Source organism: Sphingomonas sp. M6A6_1c (genome assembly GCF_053345135.1).
Map to the genome: position 1 here is coordinate 1 of NZ_JBKEZO010000011.1, position 18,627 is coordinate 18,627.

General features: G+C 63.7%; 15 protein-coding genes. 6 read left to right on the forward strand and 9 right to left on the reverse strand.

Annotated elements, in window-relative coordinates:
* Positions 1–403: 403 nt before the first annotated feature.
* Positions 404–1,705, reverse strand: coding sequence for an SLC13 family permease (locus ACLBWH_RS18290; protein ID WP_447800317.1), 1,302 nt, complete (start codon positions 1,703–1,705; stop codon positions 404–406).
* 308 nt (positions 1,706–2,013) lie between these two features.
* Here ACLBWH_RS18290 and ACLBWH_RS18295 point away from each other — a divergent pair, with 308 nt between their 5' ends.
* The gene (locus ACLBWH_RS18295) at positions 2,014–2,715 is read left to right on the forward strand and encodes a hypothetical protein (RefSeq protein ID WP_447800319.1); all 702 of its coding nucleotides are present in this window, start codon (positions 2,014–2,016) and stop codon (positions 2,713–2,715) included.
* Positions 2,716–2,758: 43 nt separating this feature from the next.
* On the opposite strand, the gene ACLBWH_RS18300 is transcribed toward ACLBWH_RS18295, so the two are convergent.
* On the reverse strand, positions 2,759–3,727 hold the full coding sequence (locus ACLBWH_RS18300; protein ID WP_447800337.1) for a serine hydrolase: 969 nt from the start codon (positions 3,725–3,727) through the stop codon (positions 2,759–2,761).
* 232 nt (positions 3,728–3,959) lie between these two features.
* Here ACLBWH_RS18300 and ACLBWH_RS18305 point away from each other — a divergent pair, with 232 nt between their 5' ends.
* Both ACLBWH_RS18305 and ACLBWH_RS18310 read left to right on the forward strand, forming a co-directional pair.
* Positions 3,960–4,202 carry a hypothetical protein gene (locus tag ACLBWH_RS18305; RefSeq protein WP_447800321.1) on the forward strand — a complete coding sequence of 81 codons (243 nt, stop codon included), beginning with the start codon at positions 3,960–3,962 and terminating at the stop codon, positions 4,200–4,202.
* Between the two features lie 31 nt (positions 4,203–4,233).
* The gene (locus ACLBWH_RS18310; protein ID WP_447800322.1) at positions 4,234–5,985 is read left to right on the forward strand and encodes a chloride channel protein; all 1,752 of its coding nucleotides are present in this window, start codon (positions 4,234–4,236) and stop codon (positions 5,983–5,985) included.
* 625 nt (positions 5,986–6,610) lie between these two features.
* On the opposite strand, the gene ACLBWH_RS18315 is transcribed toward ACLBWH_RS18310, so the two are convergent.
* The 6 genes from ACLBWH_RS18315 to ACLBWH_RS18340 form a co-directional block, all read right to left on the reverse strand.
* Positions 6,611–6,823, reverse strand: coding sequence for a hypothetical protein (locus tag ACLBWH_RS18315; RefSeq protein ID WP_447800324.1), 213 nt, complete (start codon positions 6,821–6,823; stop codon positions 6,611–6,613).
* 608 nt (positions 6,824–7,431) lie between these two features.
* Positions 7,432–8,640 (reverse strand): hypothetical protein, encoded by a 1,209-nt coding sequence (locus ACLBWH_RS18320; RefSeq protein WP_447800326.1) that lies wholly within the window; start codon positions 8,638–8,640, stop codon positions 7,432–7,434.
* Positions 8,637–10,043 carry a DUF2254 domain-containing protein gene (locus ACLBWH_RS18325; protein ID WP_447800327.1) on the reverse strand — a complete coding sequence of 469 codons (1,407 nt, stop codon included), beginning with the start codon at positions 10,041–10,043 and terminating at the stop codon, positions 8,637–8,639. The genes ACLBWH_RS18320 and ACLBWH_RS18325 overlap by 4 nt, the downstream gene beginning before the upstream one ends.
* The gene (locus tag ACLBWH_RS18330) at positions 10,040–11,311 is read right to left on the reverse strand and encodes a cation:proton antiporter (protein ID WP_447800328.1); all 1,272 of its coding nucleotides are present in this window, start codon (positions 11,309–11,311) and stop codon (positions 10,040–10,042) included. Before ACLBWH_RS18330 ends, ACLBWH_RS18325 begins: the two co-directional genes overlap by 4 nt.
* Entirely contained in the window at positions 11,308–12,870 is a 1,563-nt protein-coding gene (locus ACLBWH_RS18335; RefSeq protein ID WP_447800329.1) for a DUF389 domain-containing protein, read from the reverse strand. Before ACLBWH_RS18335 ends, ACLBWH_RS18330 begins: the two co-directional genes overlap by 4 nt.
* Before the next feature lie 283 nt (positions 12,871–13,153).
* Positions 13,154–13,633 carry a MarR family winged helix-turn-helix transcriptional regulator gene (locus tag ACLBWH_RS18340; protein ID WP_322851023.1) on the reverse strand — a complete coding sequence of 160 codons (480 nt, stop codon included), beginning with the start codon at positions 13,631–13,633 and terminating at the stop codon, positions 13,154–13,156.
* A 212-nt stretch (positions 13,634–13,845) separates the two neighbouring features.
* Between ACLBWH_RS18340 and ACLBWH_RS18345 the strand changes: the two genes are divergently transcribed.
* Genes ACLBWH_RS18345 through ACLBWH_RS18355 form a run of 3 tightly spaced genes read left to right on the forward strand, consistent with a single transcriptional unit; the run spans position 13,846 to position 17,964 of the window.
* Entirely contained in the window at positions 13,846–14,991 is a 1,146-nt protein-coding gene (locus ACLBWH_RS18345) for an HlyD family secretion protein (protein ID WP_447800331.1), read from the forward strand.
* Positions 14,988–16,505, forward strand: a complete 1,518-nt coding sequence (locus ACLBWH_RS18350; RefSeq protein ID WP_447800333.1) for a DHA2 family efflux MFS transporter permease subunit — start codon at positions 14,988–14,990, stop codon at positions 16,503–16,505. The genes ACLBWH_RS18345 and ACLBWH_RS18350 overlap by 4 nt, the downstream gene beginning before the upstream one ends.
* A gap of 4 nt (positions 16,506–16,509) precedes the next feature.
* The gene (locus tag ACLBWH_RS18355; RefSeq protein WP_447800334.1) at positions 16,510–17,964 is read left to right on the forward strand and encodes an efflux transporter outer membrane subunit; all 1,455 of its coding nucleotides are present in this window, start codon (positions 16,510–16,512) and stop codon (positions 17,962–17,964) included.
* Between the two features lie 179 nt (positions 17,965–18,143).
* Here ACLBWH_RS18355 and ACLBWH_RS18360 read toward each other — a convergent pair.
* A partial coding sequence (locus ACLBWH_RS18360) for a hypothetical protein (protein WP_447800336.1) occupies positions 18,144–18,627 on the reverse strand: 484 nt, incomplete at its 5' end.

Consider the following 18,627-nt stretch of genomic DNA (forward strand, 5'->3'; position numbering starts at 1 on the left):
CCGGAGCCGTCCATGACGGGTTGTTTCCTAGCCGTGGCACCAGGAACTGACCTCAGCGGTCGAGACGTTTGATCTCCTCAAGGCTACAGCGACCCAATCTCGGCCGTTCACGCCCACCTTCCCGCCGCCCGAAACCTTCCGGTCGTTCATATGAACAGACTGCCTGCTCGCGAAATCCGCCACTCATCGATCCGCCAGAGCGAGACTCCGGCCGTCAGCACCACCCCGGCAAGGATCTGGACGCGAACAATTTCAGAATTGATCTGCTATTCGCTGAACTCGTTAAGACTGAGGCGGTTACGACCACAAACAGTTTGGCTAGGCTCAAACCAGGATTATGACTGTGCGCATCTTTATCGATTAGGCTCGGCATAAGCGCGGACCAAGCAAAGATCGGTTTGGCTTAGAAGGGAAAGAACGTGCGGATTGCCAAGATTGCGACGGCATAGGTGATGAGATTGAGCGGCAAGCCGACCTTAACGAAGTCCATGTAGCGATAACCGCCCATCTGGTAGACGATGACGTTGGTCTGATAGCCGAACGGCGTCGCGAATGCCGCACTGCCTGCCATCATCACCGCGACGAGGAATGGCCGCGGACTAACCCCGAGGCTTTCCGCAAGGGCTACCGCTATCGGCGTAACCAGCACGGCGACCGTGGCGTTCGACAGCAGCTCGGTCAGCACCATGGTAATGCCATAGAGAACGATCAGCGCGGTCAGCGGGCCGAACTCCTGCATTGATCCAACCAGCGCGCCTGTTGCCTGGGCAGCAAGGCCGCTTTGCTCCATCGCGATACCTATTACTACCATCCCGGCGATCAGGATCAGGATTTGCGGACGCAGGCCGCCATAGGCCTCGTCGGCGCTGATGACGCGCAGCAGGATCAGCAGAACCGCGCCGGCAAACGCGGACGCGGCGATCGGCGCGAAGCCCGTTGCCGCGATCGCGATCGCCATGACGAAGATCCCAAAGGCGATCGCCGCCTTTACCGGTTGGAACGGACGATGCTCCTCGAAGAGCATCGGATCCCCAATCTGCCCGCTCGGCACCTCGATGTCCCGCGTATCGGAAACCGGCGAGGTATCGGCGATACTCGCGCGCATTAGCCGGCCGCTAAACAGGAACAAATAGATGCCGCCCGCCAACGCCATCGGTAGCCCGACCGGCGTGATCTCGAACATGCCGAAGCGCGGCTGCCCCGCTACGCGCGCCATGTCATCGACGAGCAGGTTGGTCGATGTGCCGATCAGCGTGCAGCAGCCGGTTAGAACCGTGATGTAGGACAACGGCATCAAATAGCGTTTGGGTGGCAATTTCAGCGCAGTTGCCACGTCGCGCACCACCGGAGCTCCCAGTACGACGATCGGCGTACTATTGAGAAAGCATGAGACGACGCCGATCGCGCCGAGCATCAACCAGATGCCTGCAGAGCCCAGTCGCTTGCACATCCTCACTGCAGCTTCGATAGCGCGATCCAGCAGCCCCGACAGTTCGAGCGCGTAGGCGATCACGAATAACGAGGCGAGCGCGATGATCGCGGGGCTCGCGAAGGCGCCCTGCACGTCGATCGGTCGGACGACGCCGGTCATAAGCAACACGGCCGCACCGCTAAGCGCAATGACGTCCGAACGGACCTTGTCCCAGATCAGCGCCGCGACGACCGCGACCAGAACACCCAGGGTGAGGATCTGGTCGAGGTTCAATTGTGTCTCGACGTAGCGAGGAGACGGCGGCAGCGGACCCGGGCACTTGCGATGTTAGTCGTAGCCATGGCCACCGGGTATGCGAATTCGGCTGGTTTTGCTATCAATGCGGGATGAATGAGCCGAGCGTCCGAAGCAGTCGTTTTGCCCTGGCCGGCGGTATCGCGGCTGCCTTTGCTATAGGCGGAGCCGGATTTTATATTGGTCGCGTAACGTCACCGCGCAGCGTGGAGCCTGTCGTCGCCCCAATAGAGATTGCCCCCGCCGTTGCGGAGACGCAGGCTTTGTCTCCTACGACAGGTAATATCGTGAAGACCCGTGCCGATCTGATCGCACTAGCGGCACAGGCTGCAGATGCGGTTGCATCGGGCCAGGCAATCCCAAAGGCGGTTGCCGACGCAGCCGGGCAACGCTTCGAACTGCGGCTGCCGTTCGGGTGTCGGGGACCTTCAGAAGAGGGAGGCGATATCGCCATGCGCTGGCGCTATGATGCCGGGACTAAGGCGCTCCGCGTGCACGTCGCGCCAGTCGTCTGGGCGAACGCCGACATTCTGGACGTTCCCGACCAGCCAGCGGCAAGTGACGTGGCGGAAGGTTTCTGGATATCGCGCCCATGGACTGGCAGCGAGGCATGCCCGACGACGCCGGACACCGCCGCGCCGGGCGGAACGGACGCCGTGACGCTCCCGGGGCAGACATTGGCGATCGCGCAGTTTTTCGATGGGGATGGCGCGCGACAGAGCCGACGCGACGGCAAACCGTATGAAGCGGTCGTCCGGATGACACCAGACGGGGTTCAGGCCGAACAAGGCTTCCAAGCGCATATCACCGGCAGGATCGCCAATATACCCGGGCACGGCCCAATATCCTGCCGCCAACCTGCCGGAGCCGAACAGCGCCCGATCTGCATAGTTGCCGTCACGATGGACGAGGTGGCGGTCGATAATCCCCTGACGGGCAATACGCTGGCAACGTGGAATGTCGCCAGCGCGGGAACCGCGGATCGGTAGGTGATCCGCCGGGCCGACGTGAGCCTGCTGCCGGTTCGGATGACTACCGACCTGCCGCAGCGACAATGGCCCGTGTGACGTCTCCCATCAGCCGCATCCGCGCCGGGATGGGCTGACGCGTGCTGGCGATCATCACGGCGACCGCATACCGATGCCCGTCAGGGGCGACGAGCAAACCGACGTCGTTATAGCCCGTCGAAAGGGTGCCGAGATCCTGACCCGTTCCGGTCTTGTGCGCGAGCGTCCAACCAGTCCGCAGGCCGGACTTAAGGCGAAGTGGACCGGTCTTGCTGGATCGCATCAACGTCAGCAGCGAAGTGGTAGAGCGCGCGCTCAGGAGCTTGCCCTGTGCGAGCAGAGACAAGCCGAGTGTGACGCCATTTGCCGAGGCACCGTCGAGCGGATCGGCGAGGTAGCGGCGCAGTGCCTTATCGCGCGCGTCGTAGGTCAGGGCTGCACGGGCTAACAAGAATCCCCAACCTCCGGCCCATTCCGAGCGCCATTCCAGTCCGGCAGTACGTGCCTGCAATTGCCGCTCCCCAGGACCAAACCTGACCCCAGCGATCCCCTTCTCACTCAACATGCGGTTGATCGCGGCAGGGCCACCGACACGCCACAGAAGCACGTCGTTGCAGGTGTTGTCGCTGCGGGTCATTGCCCCACGCAGCAACTCGCCGATCGTCGTCCTGTAACCGTGCTTGCCAACCAGCGCACGGATCGGCTGATGGAAGAGGGTGAGGTCGGATCGTGTGACCGTCACCGCACCGTTCAGCGACAAGCGGCCCCGATCCACTGCGTCCATGACCGCGATCGCAACCCAGAACTTGCTCACGCTCTGCTGAGGCCGAGGATTGTCTCCTTCCCAGGCAACGGCCCAGCCCTCGTCGATGTCGCGCACACTGATTCCGACGTCACCTTTGAAACCCGTACCCAGTGCCTGGACCGCGTTGAGCAGGTCGGCCGATGGCTGGGGGCGCGTTGGCACGGGCTTTGGCGGCACTCTTGCGGGCATGGTTGTCTGTACCGTGATCGGCACGGACGAAGGTGATCCAGGTTGCCGCCCGGTAGGAACGCACGCAGCAATAACAGACAGACTGGCAACGACACCAACGCGACGACACGGCAACAAAAATGACAATGAGGCTTCCCTTTTCTGATCTTTTAGTCACCTATTCCGCTGGCGAAACCAAAGGGCCGTGACTTCGACGCGCATCACACCCGGCTTGCCGCAATGGTGACCGCCGATGCGCTTGCTGCGGGGTTGGTCCGACCGAGATCGATATAGCCGGGACCAAAACTCCGGTTTAACCGATGCCATGCGCTTTCCCCAATCCCCGCTTGTCGCGCCGTTCCTCATCGTAGCGCTGCTGGTCAGCGTGACCGGTGCCGGATGGGCGAAGACATGGACCGGCTCGGTCGTTCTCTGGATATTTAGCGCCGCTATTGCGCTGGTCGTGTTCGTCGCGCTCATGCGAGATTCCGAGTGAGGCGCGTTCCCATTCGTTGGCTAACGGGAGAATGACCCTGAACGTTACGGCGATACGCTCGGCAACGTCCTGGGTGCGTCAGCGGCTGCGCGCGAGTGAAGCGGTCCTGATCCTGCTGGCGGTTGCTATCGGCGGTGCTGCCGGGTTGCTGACTGTGGTGCAAGGCGCAGTCGCACGAACAATACAGCATCTGCTGTTCGCGCTGCCGGGCGGCCAGCGGCTGAGCGCGACAACGGCGATCCCCTTGCTGGCGCTTCTCGCCTTACCAACCGGTGGTGTCATGCTGGCATGCTTCTCGACGGTCGTGAAAGCGCGTGCGCGACACATGGTCGATGCGGTCGAAGCCAATGCGTTGCACGGCGGCCGTATGTCGTGGAGCGACAGCCTCGTCATCTCCGGCCAGACGATCATCTCCAATGGTTTTGGTGCATCGGTTGGTCTGGAAGCGGCTTATGCTCAACTCGGCGGGGTCGTTGCATCGATTACCGGCGGTTGGTTCAGGCTGCGACGCGCCGACCTGCGAATCCTCGTCGGCGCGGGCACCGGTGCTGCGATCGCGAGCGCATTCGGCGCGCCGCTGGCGGGTGCCTTCTACGCCTTTGAGATCGTCATCGGTGCTTACACGCCCGCTGCGATTGCCCCTGTTGCCGCTGCTTCGCTGTCGGGCGTCCTCGTTGCCCAGGCGTTTGGAGCGCAGCCGTACTTGGTCAACGCAGCGGTCGGCGAGCAGGTACAGACGCACCATTACCTTATCTATGCTGGTCTTGGCGCCCTTGCCGCAGCCGTCGGCATTGTCCTGATGCGCGCAGTCGCCGCGATCGAGGCACAGACCCGCCGCCTGCCGGTCCGCTCGTCCTGGCGACCGATTGTAGGGGGCATGCTGCTGATCCCACTCGCCTGGCTGACCCCCCAAGTGCTTTCGTCAGGACACGGTGCGCTGCACATCGACCTCGAATATGGCGTGCCTCTGACGATCCTGGCTGCCATCTTCATCATGAAAAGCGCCGCATCGATCATTTCGCTCGGCTTCGGTTTCCGCGGAGGCCTGTTCTTCGCCTCCCTGTTTCTGGGCAGCTTGCTCGGGCAGCTCTATGCCGGCGCACTGGGTTGGATCGCAGGGCAACCGCTGGTTGATCCCGAGAATGCCGCGCTGGTGGGAATGGCGGCACTGGCGGTAGCGGTTGTGGGCGGTCCGATGACGATGGCGATGCTGGTACTGGAGGCGACCCACGATTTTTCGCTTGCCGGAGCGACGATCGCCGCGTCACTCGTGTCATCGACGATTGTCCGTGAGACGTTCGGCTATTCGTTCTCGACGTGGCGGCTTCATCTGCGTGGCGAGACAATTAAAAGCGCGCGCGATGTCGGCTGGGTTCGCATGCTGACCGCGGGACGGATGATGCGAAAGGTGGAGCGCGCTACACCAGCCCGGATCACCATTGCAGAGTTCCGCCGCCTTTTTCCCTTGGGTTCTACCAGCCGCGTCGTCGTGGTTGATGAGCTGGATCGCTATGCCGGCATCGTTCAGACCGCCAGCGCATTTGCCGAAGGCATTACGTCGAGCGACCCGGTGGGCACGCTCACAATTCAGCGAGAGGAAGTGCTGTCGCCTGACGCTGACATCAAGGCTATCATGGCCACGTTTGATGCAGCGGGTGCAGATGAAATGGCCATCGTGGCCAGTAATGGTGACGTACTCGGCGTCTTGTCGGAGTCTTACGTGCGACGACGCTACGCAGAGGAACTTGACAAAGCTCAACGCGAGATATTCGGCGAAGCTTGAATTTCTGCCGGTTGGTATTTTCCAGCCCCTTTGAGGCAAAGGTGGTAATCCAATTTGAGCCTTACAAGAAGACCGCAATAAGCGCCCTGTACTGTCTCGCGAATGGCAGCAGCGCGGCTGCGGCCGCACCTCCCCAATAGTCATGGCAAGCCGCCGGTCTACGACACGGCCGGACATTCAACCCATCTTCCCCCTCTCCAACTTCAAACGCCCGTTCATCTTCGCACGGCAGCAGCCTGCCACCCCTAATTACTACCGAAGAATGTTGCGATCTGATGGTGAGCGGTCCGACCAATCGGCGGAATCGCGCATAGATCGCTATCGTGCCGTCATGACTGCCTCTGTCCGAGCGAGCCGGACAGTTTAGGCTATTGCGAACCGCCATTCAGCAGTCTGTCTAGCCGCGCTTGCATACTCTTCCGGACCTCATCCTCAGCCATGCCCGGCGGCCGATTTACCATCGCTTCGCTGACGACTGCCTCCTTAATGCGGTCTACCGCAGCTTGATCGAGTGCTCCTGTCGCTCGCAACTCCCTGACAAGCTGCAACAATCCTGTTGCGGTGAGATGGGATCGAAATCCCGCAAGGAAGATGTCTGTATGCCGACGCTTGGCTTCATCGGCATTCATCGCTGTTCAACCGCTTGCTCAAAGTTCTCGGCAAGACTGGCAGCTTCATTCATCAGTGCTGCAAAGACCAGATGCGCAATCGCCGCCTCGTCACACCTGGCATCCAGCGCCACATGACTCGTTTTTCGCGCTCCCATCAGAGGCTCGCGCGGACCAGACTGTTCAATTTGATTTTCATGTGCACTGATCCGCTTACCGTCGCCGACCACCCACCGGGGTTAACCCGCGACACCCTTCCTAAGGACATATTAGCTTTAGCTCGCCCTGGCTTCAAGAAGGTGATTCGTCCATCTTGATATGCCACTTGCCTGTTGAATGATCGCCGGTGGGCGCGAGCAGTCGCCCTACGCCAGGACGGAGACTACCCGAATCCCCTTATACGATAGGATTATCGCCGCTCTCCAGCTCAGTCGCGTTCATCTGAGCCGTCGGAGGAGAGAACGGCGGCCGCGCCTTGACGGGGCGTGCTGGCAGTCGAAGCCCTCGGCGGGCCCTTGAGCATCAACAGATTTCCGGCCCGGGATCAGACCCAACATGCAACGTCGCAAGTAGCGGCGCATTTCCGACTGGCAGGTGTGCGTCAGGCGAATGGCCGATTACTGCACGACCGGTCGTTCAGACCCCTGCTGTTCAAGGTCGTGATTCGGTCGTGATTCGGTCGTGAGCCGCCGGCAGCTTCGCGGCGGCGCTGACCCAAACCAGTCACTCAGACTGTTATGTCCCCTCCCGGCTTCTGCCATTCCTTAATTTCGAAAATCGTGGGTCACCCGCTCCCGGACTATGGCATATGCGCGGCAGGAAATGGGGAGGGGAACACTCAACCTTCCGCCGGCGCACCAACGAACACCGCGACGAGACAGATCAGGCCGATCGTGACGAAACCGATCCGCTGAGGGACGCTCCCTGCCCCCGATTTGATCGAGACGAGCAATGCGAGCGCACATTGCATGGCGTAGAACAGCGCGAACGCGCGTGAGGAGAGCGCGACGACCTCGAACGGATCGGTCAGCCAGACGACGAGGATCGCGAGCGCCCCGGCGAGCGTGAATGCGATCGGCACACTGATTTTTCGGCGTGAGACCTCGTTGACCAGTCCGCCCGAGCCGATCGAGTCCGCGACGGCCGCGCTCAACTGGCTCGACACCGCGCCGATGAGGACGAAGATGCCCATCGCGGGCGCGATCAGCTCCATGATGTCGAGGATCCCGGCGACGCCTTCCGTCGCCGCTGCGCGCGACAGGAACGGGGTGAGCAACGCGATGAAGGCAAGGTAGATCGCCGAGGCGATCCATTGCGCATGCCGCATCGTCCGGATTCGCATTTCCGCGGGATAGTCGTGCCCAAGATAGCGCGACGTCTCGAATCCCTGGACCGTGATGATGAGTCCGAGCAGCATCGGAAGGCTCGCCCACGACAAGCGCGCGGGCGGCAACGGGTCCGCGATACCGTTCGACGCCCAGGCGATCCCCAGCGCGACGAGGAGGCCAGCGATGATCCCGATCTTGATCGACACCGTGCCGTGCGCGAGATGCTCGACCCGTCGCAGGCTGCCGCCCAGCGCCAGCAGGGTCATGAGGACGATGATGACGGTGACGATGCCGTTGGCGGCGATCGTCTGCCATGCGGGATCGATCGCCGCCGGCTTGAGTGAAAACTCGGCGAGCAGCTTCAGATAATAGGCGACCGAGACGGCGTAGGCGAGCGCGAGCACCCCTTGCGTGACCCGCGCCGTCCAAGCAATCGGATCGTTGAACGGTGCCTGCGCCAGATGATCTTCGACATGGACGATATTGAACCGGATCACCCACCCCGCGGCGTAGGCGATCGCCAACAGCGTCGCCATCGCCAAAATCGCGGCACTGCCGAACTCGCGGGCGAGCAACGGGCCGCAGATCAGGAAACCCGAGCCGATGATCGAGGCGAGCGGGGTAATGGTCGCACGCCATCCGTCGCTCCGCGAGAATTTGCCTAACGTCAGCGTCAGGGTGACGATCAGCGCGACGACGAGTGCGATGGCGACGATCATGCGGTGCCTCCTAGCCAAGCCCGCCCATCGCGGAGCCGACGTTTGTAATCGGATTGAGCGAGCGCACGCAGCAATTCGTCCGCGCGTTCGAGGACGGCAGCATGGTTCGCACCCCTCAGCGCGCCATCGGCCAGATCGCGAAATGCTCTAGCCTGCGCGGCAAGGACCGCGATCCGCGCCGGTGCGTCGCAACTGAGCGCCACGTCTCCCAGCGCGGCCAAGAAGCGTTTTCCTGCGATCATATCGGCGGACGCATATTGTGCCAGCGCCCCGAACCCCCGGTCGATGAACCCGGCAAAGGTCAGCGGATGCGCGATCACCCTTAACTGGCCGTCCTCGTCGGCGCGCAGCCGCGACGGTAGGTCGCGCCGTGCGAGATCGGACAGCGCGGCGCCCAGCCAGTCGAGGCAGGAATTGGCAGTGAACGGGTCGTTGACGCCGGGAGACAGCGCGCGCGCGGCGATCTCGACCAGTTCGTCGATCAGGAAGCGCAGGTCCTGCATGCCCGTGCGCCGCGACCCGATCGCAAAGGCAGTACGCAGGACGGTCCGTACGTCCCCGTCGAGCGCCTCGTCAGGCCACGCCTCGACAAGAACGCTGCCGCGATGCGCGAAATCACCGGGTTGGTATTGCAGTCGCAGTATCAGCCCGCTTTCGCGGGCAGTCTCGAGCAGCGCCTCGTCGTCGATCAGCTGGATATAGCCGGTACGCTTGGCCCGAATGATAGCCCGGCGCTCAACCGCAGCGGCGTCTGCGTCGGGGCGGAATGCGTCGGGGATGCGGTGGTCGTCCTCACCTTCGTCGAGCGGATTGCCGACGAACACCGGAAAGCGCTGGTCGATCTCGTCGATGAGCCGATCGCCGATGCGTTCGATCACGCTGTTGATGTGGATACGGCTGGGAACGTGGTGGATGAAGTAGATCAGCACCGCGATCGAGCAAAGGACGAGCAGGACGCCGACCAGCACCGCGAGCTGCGGCACGAACGCTGGTTCACCGGCGGTTTCGCCGGGCGAGCGGATCGTTCGCACTACAATGAGCGAGTAGAGGAAGGTCGCGATGAAGGTGCCGAGCGTCACCTGATTGCCGCGATCGGACATGAAATTGCTCAGCAGTCGCGGCCCATATTGCCCCGAGGCATAGACGACTGCGGCGATCGTCACCGAGAAGGTCGTACCCGCAACCCCGATCATCGATCCGCCGATCGACGACAACAGGCTGCGCGCCCCCTCGGGACGCGCGGCGTAGAGCCAAGGCAACCGGTCCATCCAGCCGGTGGCATGATGGCTGTCGAGCCAGACCATGCCCGCGGCGAGTAACAACGCTGCGACCGCCATGATCGTGGGGACGAACCAATAACTCTCGTGCAGCTGGTTGGCGAAACGGAGAATGCGTGCCCTCATCGGGTCGTTTCCCTGGCTGTCAGGCGTTCGAGGACGCGCTTGATGGTGCCACCCTGAACGATGACAGCGAAGAGGACGACGACATAGGTCGCCGCCAGGATGACCGAGCGTGCGGGACCGTCGGGAAGCCCGAGCGCCAACGCAATCGAGATACCGCCACGCAGGCCGCCCCAGATCAGCGTCACCGGCGCAACGAGGCCGTAGCGATGCGTCGGCCGGATGACTCGCAGGGGCAGGATGACGGACAGCGAGCGGGCGGCGAGCGCGAGCGGTATCGCTGCGGCCCCGAGCACCAGCAGGCGCAGATCACCGGGAATCGTCACCACCTCCAGCCCGATCAGCAGGAACAGCACGGTGTTGAGGATGTCGTCGATGAGGTCCCAAAACTTGTGAAGATAATCGCGCGTCATGTCGCTCATCGCGTGCGCGACGCCGGCGTTGCCGATGATGAGGCCGGCGACTGCCATGGCTACGGGGCCGCTGGCGTGAAGCGGGCGAGCGATCGCATAGCCGCCCATCACGACGGCGAGGCTGATCATCACTTCGACCTTGTAGTCGTCGATCGATCGCATCGCGCGGAACGCCACCCAGCCGATCGCAAGCCCGAGCAGGATCCCGCCCCCCGCCTCGACGGCGAACAGCTCCGCGGCGTGGACGATCGAAAACGGCGCGCCCGATACGGCGGATGCCAGCAGGATCGCGAAGACGACGACTCCGACCCCGTCGTTGAACAGGCTCTCGCCCGCCACCGTCGCCTCCAGCGCCGGAGAAACATCCGCCCGTTTCAAGACGCTCATCACCGACACGGGATCGGTGGGACTGATCAACGCGCCGAAGACGAAGCACCAGATTGCCGGCAGTTCGAAACCGACAATGCGGGAAAGAAGCAGGAAGCCACTACCGACCAGCAAGGTCGACAGGACGACGCCGACGGTGCTGAGCACGAGGATCGGCCAGCGGCCGCGGGTCATCTCCTTCCAGTCGACGTGAAGCGCGCCGGCGAACAGCAGGAACGAAAGCATCCCGTCCATCAGAGTCGTCTGGAAGTCGATCCCGGCGATGAACTGCACGACGTCGTGTCCAAGCCCTGCGCCGGGGAAGACGCGATCGAGGCCGACGACGATCAGCGACGCGATCGCGCCCATGATGGTGAGCCCGATCGACGACGGCAATTTGAGGAACCGGAAATTGAGATAGCCTAGCGCCGCCGCCAGCACGATCAGGATCGCGGCGGCATCGAAAGGCGTGAGCGCCAGTCCGCCGATCACGGCGCGGGCGCCGTCACGCCGGTGACCAGCGCGAAGCGCTGGCCGGCTGGCGGTGCCGGGACGGGCGTAAGACCCCGGCCGCGCATGACCGCGGCGATCGCCAGCGCCCTGCGCTGTGCAAGGTTCGGTGACGCCGGGACGTTGCCTTGCGGTAGGCCCGGCACGCCCAGCAACGGCATATTCCAGCGCCGTGCCGCCCAAATCGACGTCGCGACGGCCGCTTGCGCCCCCGCGTCGAGTGTATCGACGTTGTCGGCAAAGGCGACCTCGGGCAATGGGCCTTGCGGCGGGACGATGACCACCGACCAGCCTTCCGTTTCCGCCTCGGCACGCGCCTCCAGCGTCCGATAGGTCGAAATTGTCGCGCCCGGTAACGCTGCGGCCGCCGCGGTCGCACGGCGATGATCGCGATCGATCGTGACATCATCGGCAGACACACCCGTCACCAATGCGATCATCTTCGCCAGCGACGTCATGCGCTGGGCGTCGGGGCTCGGAGCCTCGCCGGCCTGACGAAGTTCCTCACGCTGCGCCTCCAGCGCGCCCGCCCCCGGCTCGAGCAGGATCTGGTCGAGATCCAGCCGGATGGGGCGGCCCAGCGTCTCGGTCAGCGCGGTCTGGATGATCGGCGTCTTCTGCATCTTGCCCCGCGGGGTGATGACGACGGCGCGGACGACCAGCGGATCGGCGGCGAAGTCAAGATCGAGCTGCGTAACGCGCGCCTCTTCGCCGAACCTGTCGGTCAGGAGTGAGCGCGCCTGCGACACGGCGACCGCTTCGCGACCGATACTGTTCAGCGATATCCCCAACGGAACCGCCATCACAACGAAGACCAGGAACAAGACGATGGTCTGCATCAAGCCCTGCCGTCGCGAGAGATGGTGACCAAACCCGTAGATCCGCGCCATCGCGGTCGCCGACAGGGCGATCGTGATGAAATTGGTGACAAACAGGGCGAATGCTCCTGCTCCCACGGGGACGTTGCGGGTGGCGATGCCATAGCCGACAACGGCGAGCGGCGGCATCAAGGCGGTGGCGATCGCGACCCCAACGATGGTCTCGCCGCGCCCGCGGATGATCGCGAAACTGCCGGCGAGGGCGGCAAACAGAGCGACCGCCAGATCGAACAGATTGGGCCTGGTCCGCGCGACGATCTCCGCGGTCGGTGCCTGCAGCGGCGAGACGGTGACGATCAACGCAGTGAACACCACCGCCGCGATCGCCCCCAACGCCAGCGCCTTAAGCGATCGACGCAGCTCGCGGAAATCGAACAGCGCGAGGCTGAAGCCGAAGCCAAGGATCGGGTTCATCAGCGGCGAGATCAGCATCGCGCCGATCACCACCGCCGGCGACGACAGCAGCAGCCCGAGAACCGCGATCCCTGCCGACATCATCGTCATGAACGCATAGCGCGGCGACCAGCCGCTTTCGTCCACGATCCGCGCGATCACGGCCGCATGATCGACCTGCCCCACCACCGATCGGCGCCACCAGCGGTACAGCGCAAGGCGGGTCAGTCCGGTTGACTGATCGGTTCGGTCACTGGCTACGTCATCCATTGTTCGCGCTTATGCCCCGCAAGTGGCTGCCCGTCACCTTGAGACCTTGCCGCGGGGCGCGGGCGCGAGGGAGTCGACGTCTGAGCACCGGTGGTCTTGCGGCTTTGATCGGTCGCCATCGGCCGCTTCGGTCGAACGCACAGCGAACCGCAAACGTTGATCGGGACGGCCGTCAGGACCCAGAACCGGTCATTCTGGCCCTCCTGCCCGCATCCCGCTTTCTGACATTCGTTCATATTGACTTCGGGCTACCAGCCAGAAGCGGACTATTATTCAAATGGTATTATGAGATTGGGTTGAGAGCTTCAATTACCTCGTCAAGCAACGCTGTCAATAATTGCATCTTCTCTGGCGGCAGACTTACGCTGGCATAATGATCCTCGCAGCCAGCGAGCAAGCCGAGGCGGGCGACCATTGGTTCGGCCGCCTCGGTTGCGTAAAGCCGCTTAACCCGCCGGTCGCCGGGATCGCTACGCCGCTCAACCCATTGTAGCGCCTCCAGCCGATCGAGCGTCTGGCCCATCGCCACAGGCCCAATCTCCAGCTTTTCCGCCATTTCCTTCTGCGTCCATCCAGGGTGGAGCCAGATCGCGCCGAGTGCGCGCCATTGCGCCTGTGTTAACGCCTCGCCGTCGGCTAGCGCCATCGCGCGCGCGCGCTCGTCGAACCGCTTGCGCAACTGCCTCTGAATCAATGAGATTTGGGACGCGAAGCTGCGCTGGCCGGCATCGGCGTTTGGCGAGGCACCTTCGGGAGCGGTCATCGGTACTCCTCATAAGCGTCGAAGTCGCGCGGCATCGGCCTTTACCCCTCGCTGTGCCATTGTGTCTGCGCTTCGTACGCATGGCACTAAAGGTCAATGTAGCTTATCTGTAAGGCGCCTCATAATCAGGTTGCTTTCAATTCTGAAGAGGTCCACCCGCGCTGAAGTTAATCGAGATCATTGGAGGTGAGTCTCCGGATCCGTGAGGTATCATGAGCCTGGACGACCGCTCCAATAATCGACCCGATTTAACCGCGCTGGAAAATGCGCCGCCGATCACTGATCCCGCCCCCGTCGTAGAAGCCGCCAATCCGCCACGGACGCGGCGCAGTCGGTTGCGCTTGCCGCTGCTGCTCGCTGCGCCGATTGTCGCCCTTGCGGTCGGCCTGTTCTTCTATCTGAGCGGCGGGCGTTATCAGAATACCGACAACGGTTATATCCAGGCGGGGCTGGTGCCGGTCGCCGCCAGCGTCAGCGGGCCGGTCGTCGCGGTAATGGTCCACAACAACCAGCGCGTCCGAACCGGTGATGTGCTGTTCCGCATCGATCCAGCCCCCTTTGAAGCTGCGGTCGACGAAGCCGCGGCGGAACTCGCCAACGCACGCGCCCAAGTTTCGTCACTGCGGGCCAACTATCGCGAAGGTGAAGCCGGCCTTGCTGCCGCCCGTGCGCGGCTGGCTTATGCAGGCCGTGAGGCGGCGCGACAGAAGTCATTGCTCGCCGAGGGTATCTCGTCGCAAAATCAGTACGATCAGGCGGTACTTGCCGCGCAGACCGCGCGCCAGCAGATCCAGACCTCGGTCCAGCAAAATGCCGGCGTCGCCGCGACGCTGACCGGCAGCGTCGACGCGCCGACGGCGGCGCAGCCGGCTGTGCAGCGCGCCGAGGCGGCGCTGGAACGCGCCCGCCTCAATCTCGGCTATACGGTGGTCCGCGCCGCACAGGACGGCATCGTCACCAAGGTCGATCAGTTGCAGCGCGGCAGCTACGTCACCGCCGCCAAGCCGGTGTTCACGCTCGCCGGCACGCGCTTGTGGGTCGAGGGCAATTTCAAGGAAGACCAGCTCAACCATATGCGCGTTGGTCAGCGTGCGACCTTCCACGTCGACGCCTTCCCCGATCTGGAACTGACCGGGCGGCTGACCAGCTTCAGCCCCGGCACCGGCAACAGCTTCGCGCTGCTGCCGGCGGAGAATGCGACGGGCAATTGGGTCAAGGTCGTCCAGCGCCTGCCGGTCGAGTTCAGCATCGACCGCATCCCGCCAGGGGTGCCGCTGCACGCCGGGCTCAGCGTCGAGGTCAAGGTCGACACCGGCCACCGCCGCCATCTATTCGGCGGTGACGCCGCGCCGCGATGACCGGCGCCTATCCCGACCCGGTTTCGCGGCGCTTCATCACCGCCGCGGTGATGGCGGCGACGGTGATGAACTCGCTCGACAGCACGATCGCCAACGTCGCGCTGCCGCATATTCAAGGCAGCGTCTCTGCCTCGGGTGAAGAGATCACCTGGGTACTCACTTCGTATATCGTCGCAGCGGCGATCATGACGCCGCTAACCGGCTGGCTAGCCGGACGGTTCGGACGCAAGCGGCTGATGTTGTGGTCGATCGTCGGCTTCACCGCAGTGTCTGGTCTGTGCGGCATTGCCAACAGTCTCGGCGAGCTGGTCGGCTTCCGCCTTTTGCAGGGGGTGTTCGGCGCGGCGCTGGTGCCGATGAGCCAGGCGATCCTGCTCGACATCAACCCACCCGAACGCCACGGACCGGCGATGGCGGTCTGGGGAATGGGCGCGATCCTCGGCCCCATCATCGGCCCGGCGCTCGGCGGCTGGCTGACCGACAATTTGTCGTGGCGCTGGGTCTTCTACATCAACCTGCCGATCGGCGCGCTCGCCTTTGCCGGTTTGTCGGGATTCCTTACCGAGACCAAAGACGCAGCACGGCCGCGGCTAGACCTGTTCGGCTTCGCGATGCTGGCGCTGGCGATCGGCTCGATCCAGCTGATGCTCGACCGCGGCCAGACGAAGGATTGGTTCAGCTCGACAGAGATCTGCCTCGAGGCAGCGCTGGGCCTGTTCTTCGGCTATCTGTTCGTCGTCCACACGCTCACCGCGCGGCGCCCGTTCATCGACATCGGCATGTTCAAGGACCGCAACTTCCTGACCGGATCGATCTTTGGCTTCTTCCTCGGCACCGTGCTGTTCGGCGTGCTCGCGCTGCTGCCGACGATGCTGGAGACGCTGATGGGCTATCCGGTGGTGCTGACCGGGCTGGTCACCGCGCCGCGCGGCATCGGCACGCTGATCTCGATGATTGTCGTCGGCCGGCTGATCAAGACGGTCGACGCGCGCATCCTGATCTTCGCCGGCTTCGCCATCGCGGCCTATTCGCTGCACATCATGTCGGGCTTCACGCTCGGCATGAACGAGCGGCTGGTGATCGTCTCGGGCTTCATCCAGGGCATCGGCACCGGGCTCGTGTTCGTGCCGCTGACGACGATCGCCTTCGCGACGCTCGACGCGCGCTACCGCAACGAGGGCGCGGCGATGTTCACGCTGACCCGCAACATCGGCTCGGCAGTCGGCATCTCGATGCTGCAGGCGCTGACGATCCGCAACGGCGCGACCGTGCACGCAAGGCTGGTCGAAGGCGTGCGGCCGGACAATCCACTGCTGCCCTCCTCGTTCGACTTCAACGCGCCGGCGTCGGTCGCCATGCTCAACGCGCAGATCACGCGCCAGGCGGCGATGGTCTCCTATGTCGACGCCTTCTGGCTGCTGTTCATCCTCACCCTCGCCGTCATCCCGTTGCTGCTGCTGATGCGCCGCCCCCGCGCCGGTGGTGGCGACGGCCCGACGATCCACATGGACTGATCCGATGCGTGCTTTCCCGCTCCTCCTCACCGCCGCGCTCGCTGGCTGCACCGTCGGCCCGAACTTCGCGCGGCCGCAGGCCCCAGCCGCGGCCGGCTACCAGACCGCGGGCGAGACGGTGCCGCCGCGCGTTGCCTTCGGTGACGGGCCGGAGCAGCGCTGGTGGACAGCCTTCGGCTCACCGCAGCTCGATGGGCTCGTCGATCAGGCGATTGCGCACAACCGCAGCCTCGCTGCGAGCAACGCGACGCTCGCCGCCAGCCGCGACGAGGTTCGTGCCGTCGCCGGCCGCCGCCTGCCGCAAGTCGACGCCAATGCGCGTGCCGACCAGCAGCAGGTCAACCTCGCCGCATTCGGATTTTCAGGCAACAACCCGCTCGCCCCCGGCGGCAATCCGGAATTCAACCTCTACACCGTCGGCGGTGGCATCAGCTACGACCTCGACCTGTTCGGCGGCCTGCGCCGCAGCGTCGAGCAGAGCGCGGCAGAGGCCGAGGCGCAGCAGCGCCAGACCGAGGCGGCGCACCTGTCGATCGCCGGACAGGTGGTCAATCAGGTGCTGACCATCGCTGCGCTGAACGCGCAGATCGCGACCGCCCGCGCTCTGCTCGCCGATGACCAGCGCAACGTCGACCTGACTCAGAAACGCCGCACCGGCGGCGAAGGCACGTTGGTCGAGGTGCTCAACGCGCAGAGCCAATATGCTGCCGACCGCGGCGACCTGCCGCAGCTCGACCAGCAACTGGCGGAGGCACGGCACCTGCTCGCGACCCTGATCGGTACCACCCCTGACGCGCTGCCACCGACCGACATCGCGCTCGACCGACTGACGCTGCCGACGACGATCCCGGTCGCACTGCCCTCGGCGCTGGTCCACCGCCGCCCCGACATCCTTCAGGCGGAGGCGCAGCTCCACGCCGCCACGGCGGCGATCGGCGTCGCCACTGCACGTCTCTATCCTGACATCACGCTTGGCGCGACGCTGACGCAGGGCGCGCCGGCGGTCGGCGACCTCGTCAAGAACGCCTTTCGCGGCTACGACCTGTTCGCAGGCCTGACCGCGCCGGTCTTCCATGGCGGGACTTTAAAGGCGCAGCGCGCGGCGGCGATGGATCGCGCGCGCGCCAGCCATGCGAGCTACGAACAGACCGTGCTGGTAGCATTCAACCAGGTTGCCGATCTGCTCTCGGCGATGCAGAACGACACCCGCTCGGTCGCCGACCAGCAGGCGTCCGTTACAGTTGCCGAGCGCTCGCGCCATCTGTCGCGGCGAAGCTTCGAGGTTGGCAATTCAGGCATCTTGCAGGTGCTGGAGACTGAACGCCTCTACCAGCGCGCCAGCAACGGCCTTGTGGTCGCGCGGACACGGCAATTCCTCAACGTTGCACGCCTATACGTCGCGACCGCGGGAGGATGGCTCCCTAAACCGGTCGGCGGCAGTGAAGGCGTTCGCTTCTAATAAAGGCAGCATGCCTCTTGACCCATATCCGGTCATTCAAGGCTGCCTCTTCCCTTCCCAACTTCCGTCATTCGTTCATCACGGAAGCGGAAGGCCTGCAGCTGCCGTCCTAAGTGAACGCAGCGCATGAGTTGGGAAAGCGACTGGTCTGTATCGTTCGTCAGCCGTCGTAAGCAGCGCTATTCCTCGTCGTTGAACGGGCGCGTGCGCCAACTAGCGTGCAGCGTCGGCACTGCACCGAACAACGCCATCATGTAAAAAGCGAGTGCGGTAAGTTCCTGTTGAGCAACAAGGGTCGACCACACCTGCATCGCGAGGAGGCCAACCGTAAGCCATATTCCTGCGAACGCAGCCACTGCCACGGTTGCAAATCCAACTAGGAAAGAGTCGCGCCGTTGCTGACGCTCGAATTCGTCCGCCCGCTCGCTAAAGCGACGCAGTGGGCCCCAGTTTGGCATGAGAATGGCGACGAAAAAGCCCACCATGATCAGTGAATAGCCAATCCAGTAGCTGCGGCCTGGGTGTAAAACGCACCAGAGTAACCCAGCACTGGCAACCAACAAAGCCAGCAGCGGGGGCCAACGCAGGTGGCGCTTGCGCTGTGTTCCCGCTGCCATGGCGGGCACACCCGTCCACATCACCGAGCGATCTAGCCATGTGAGA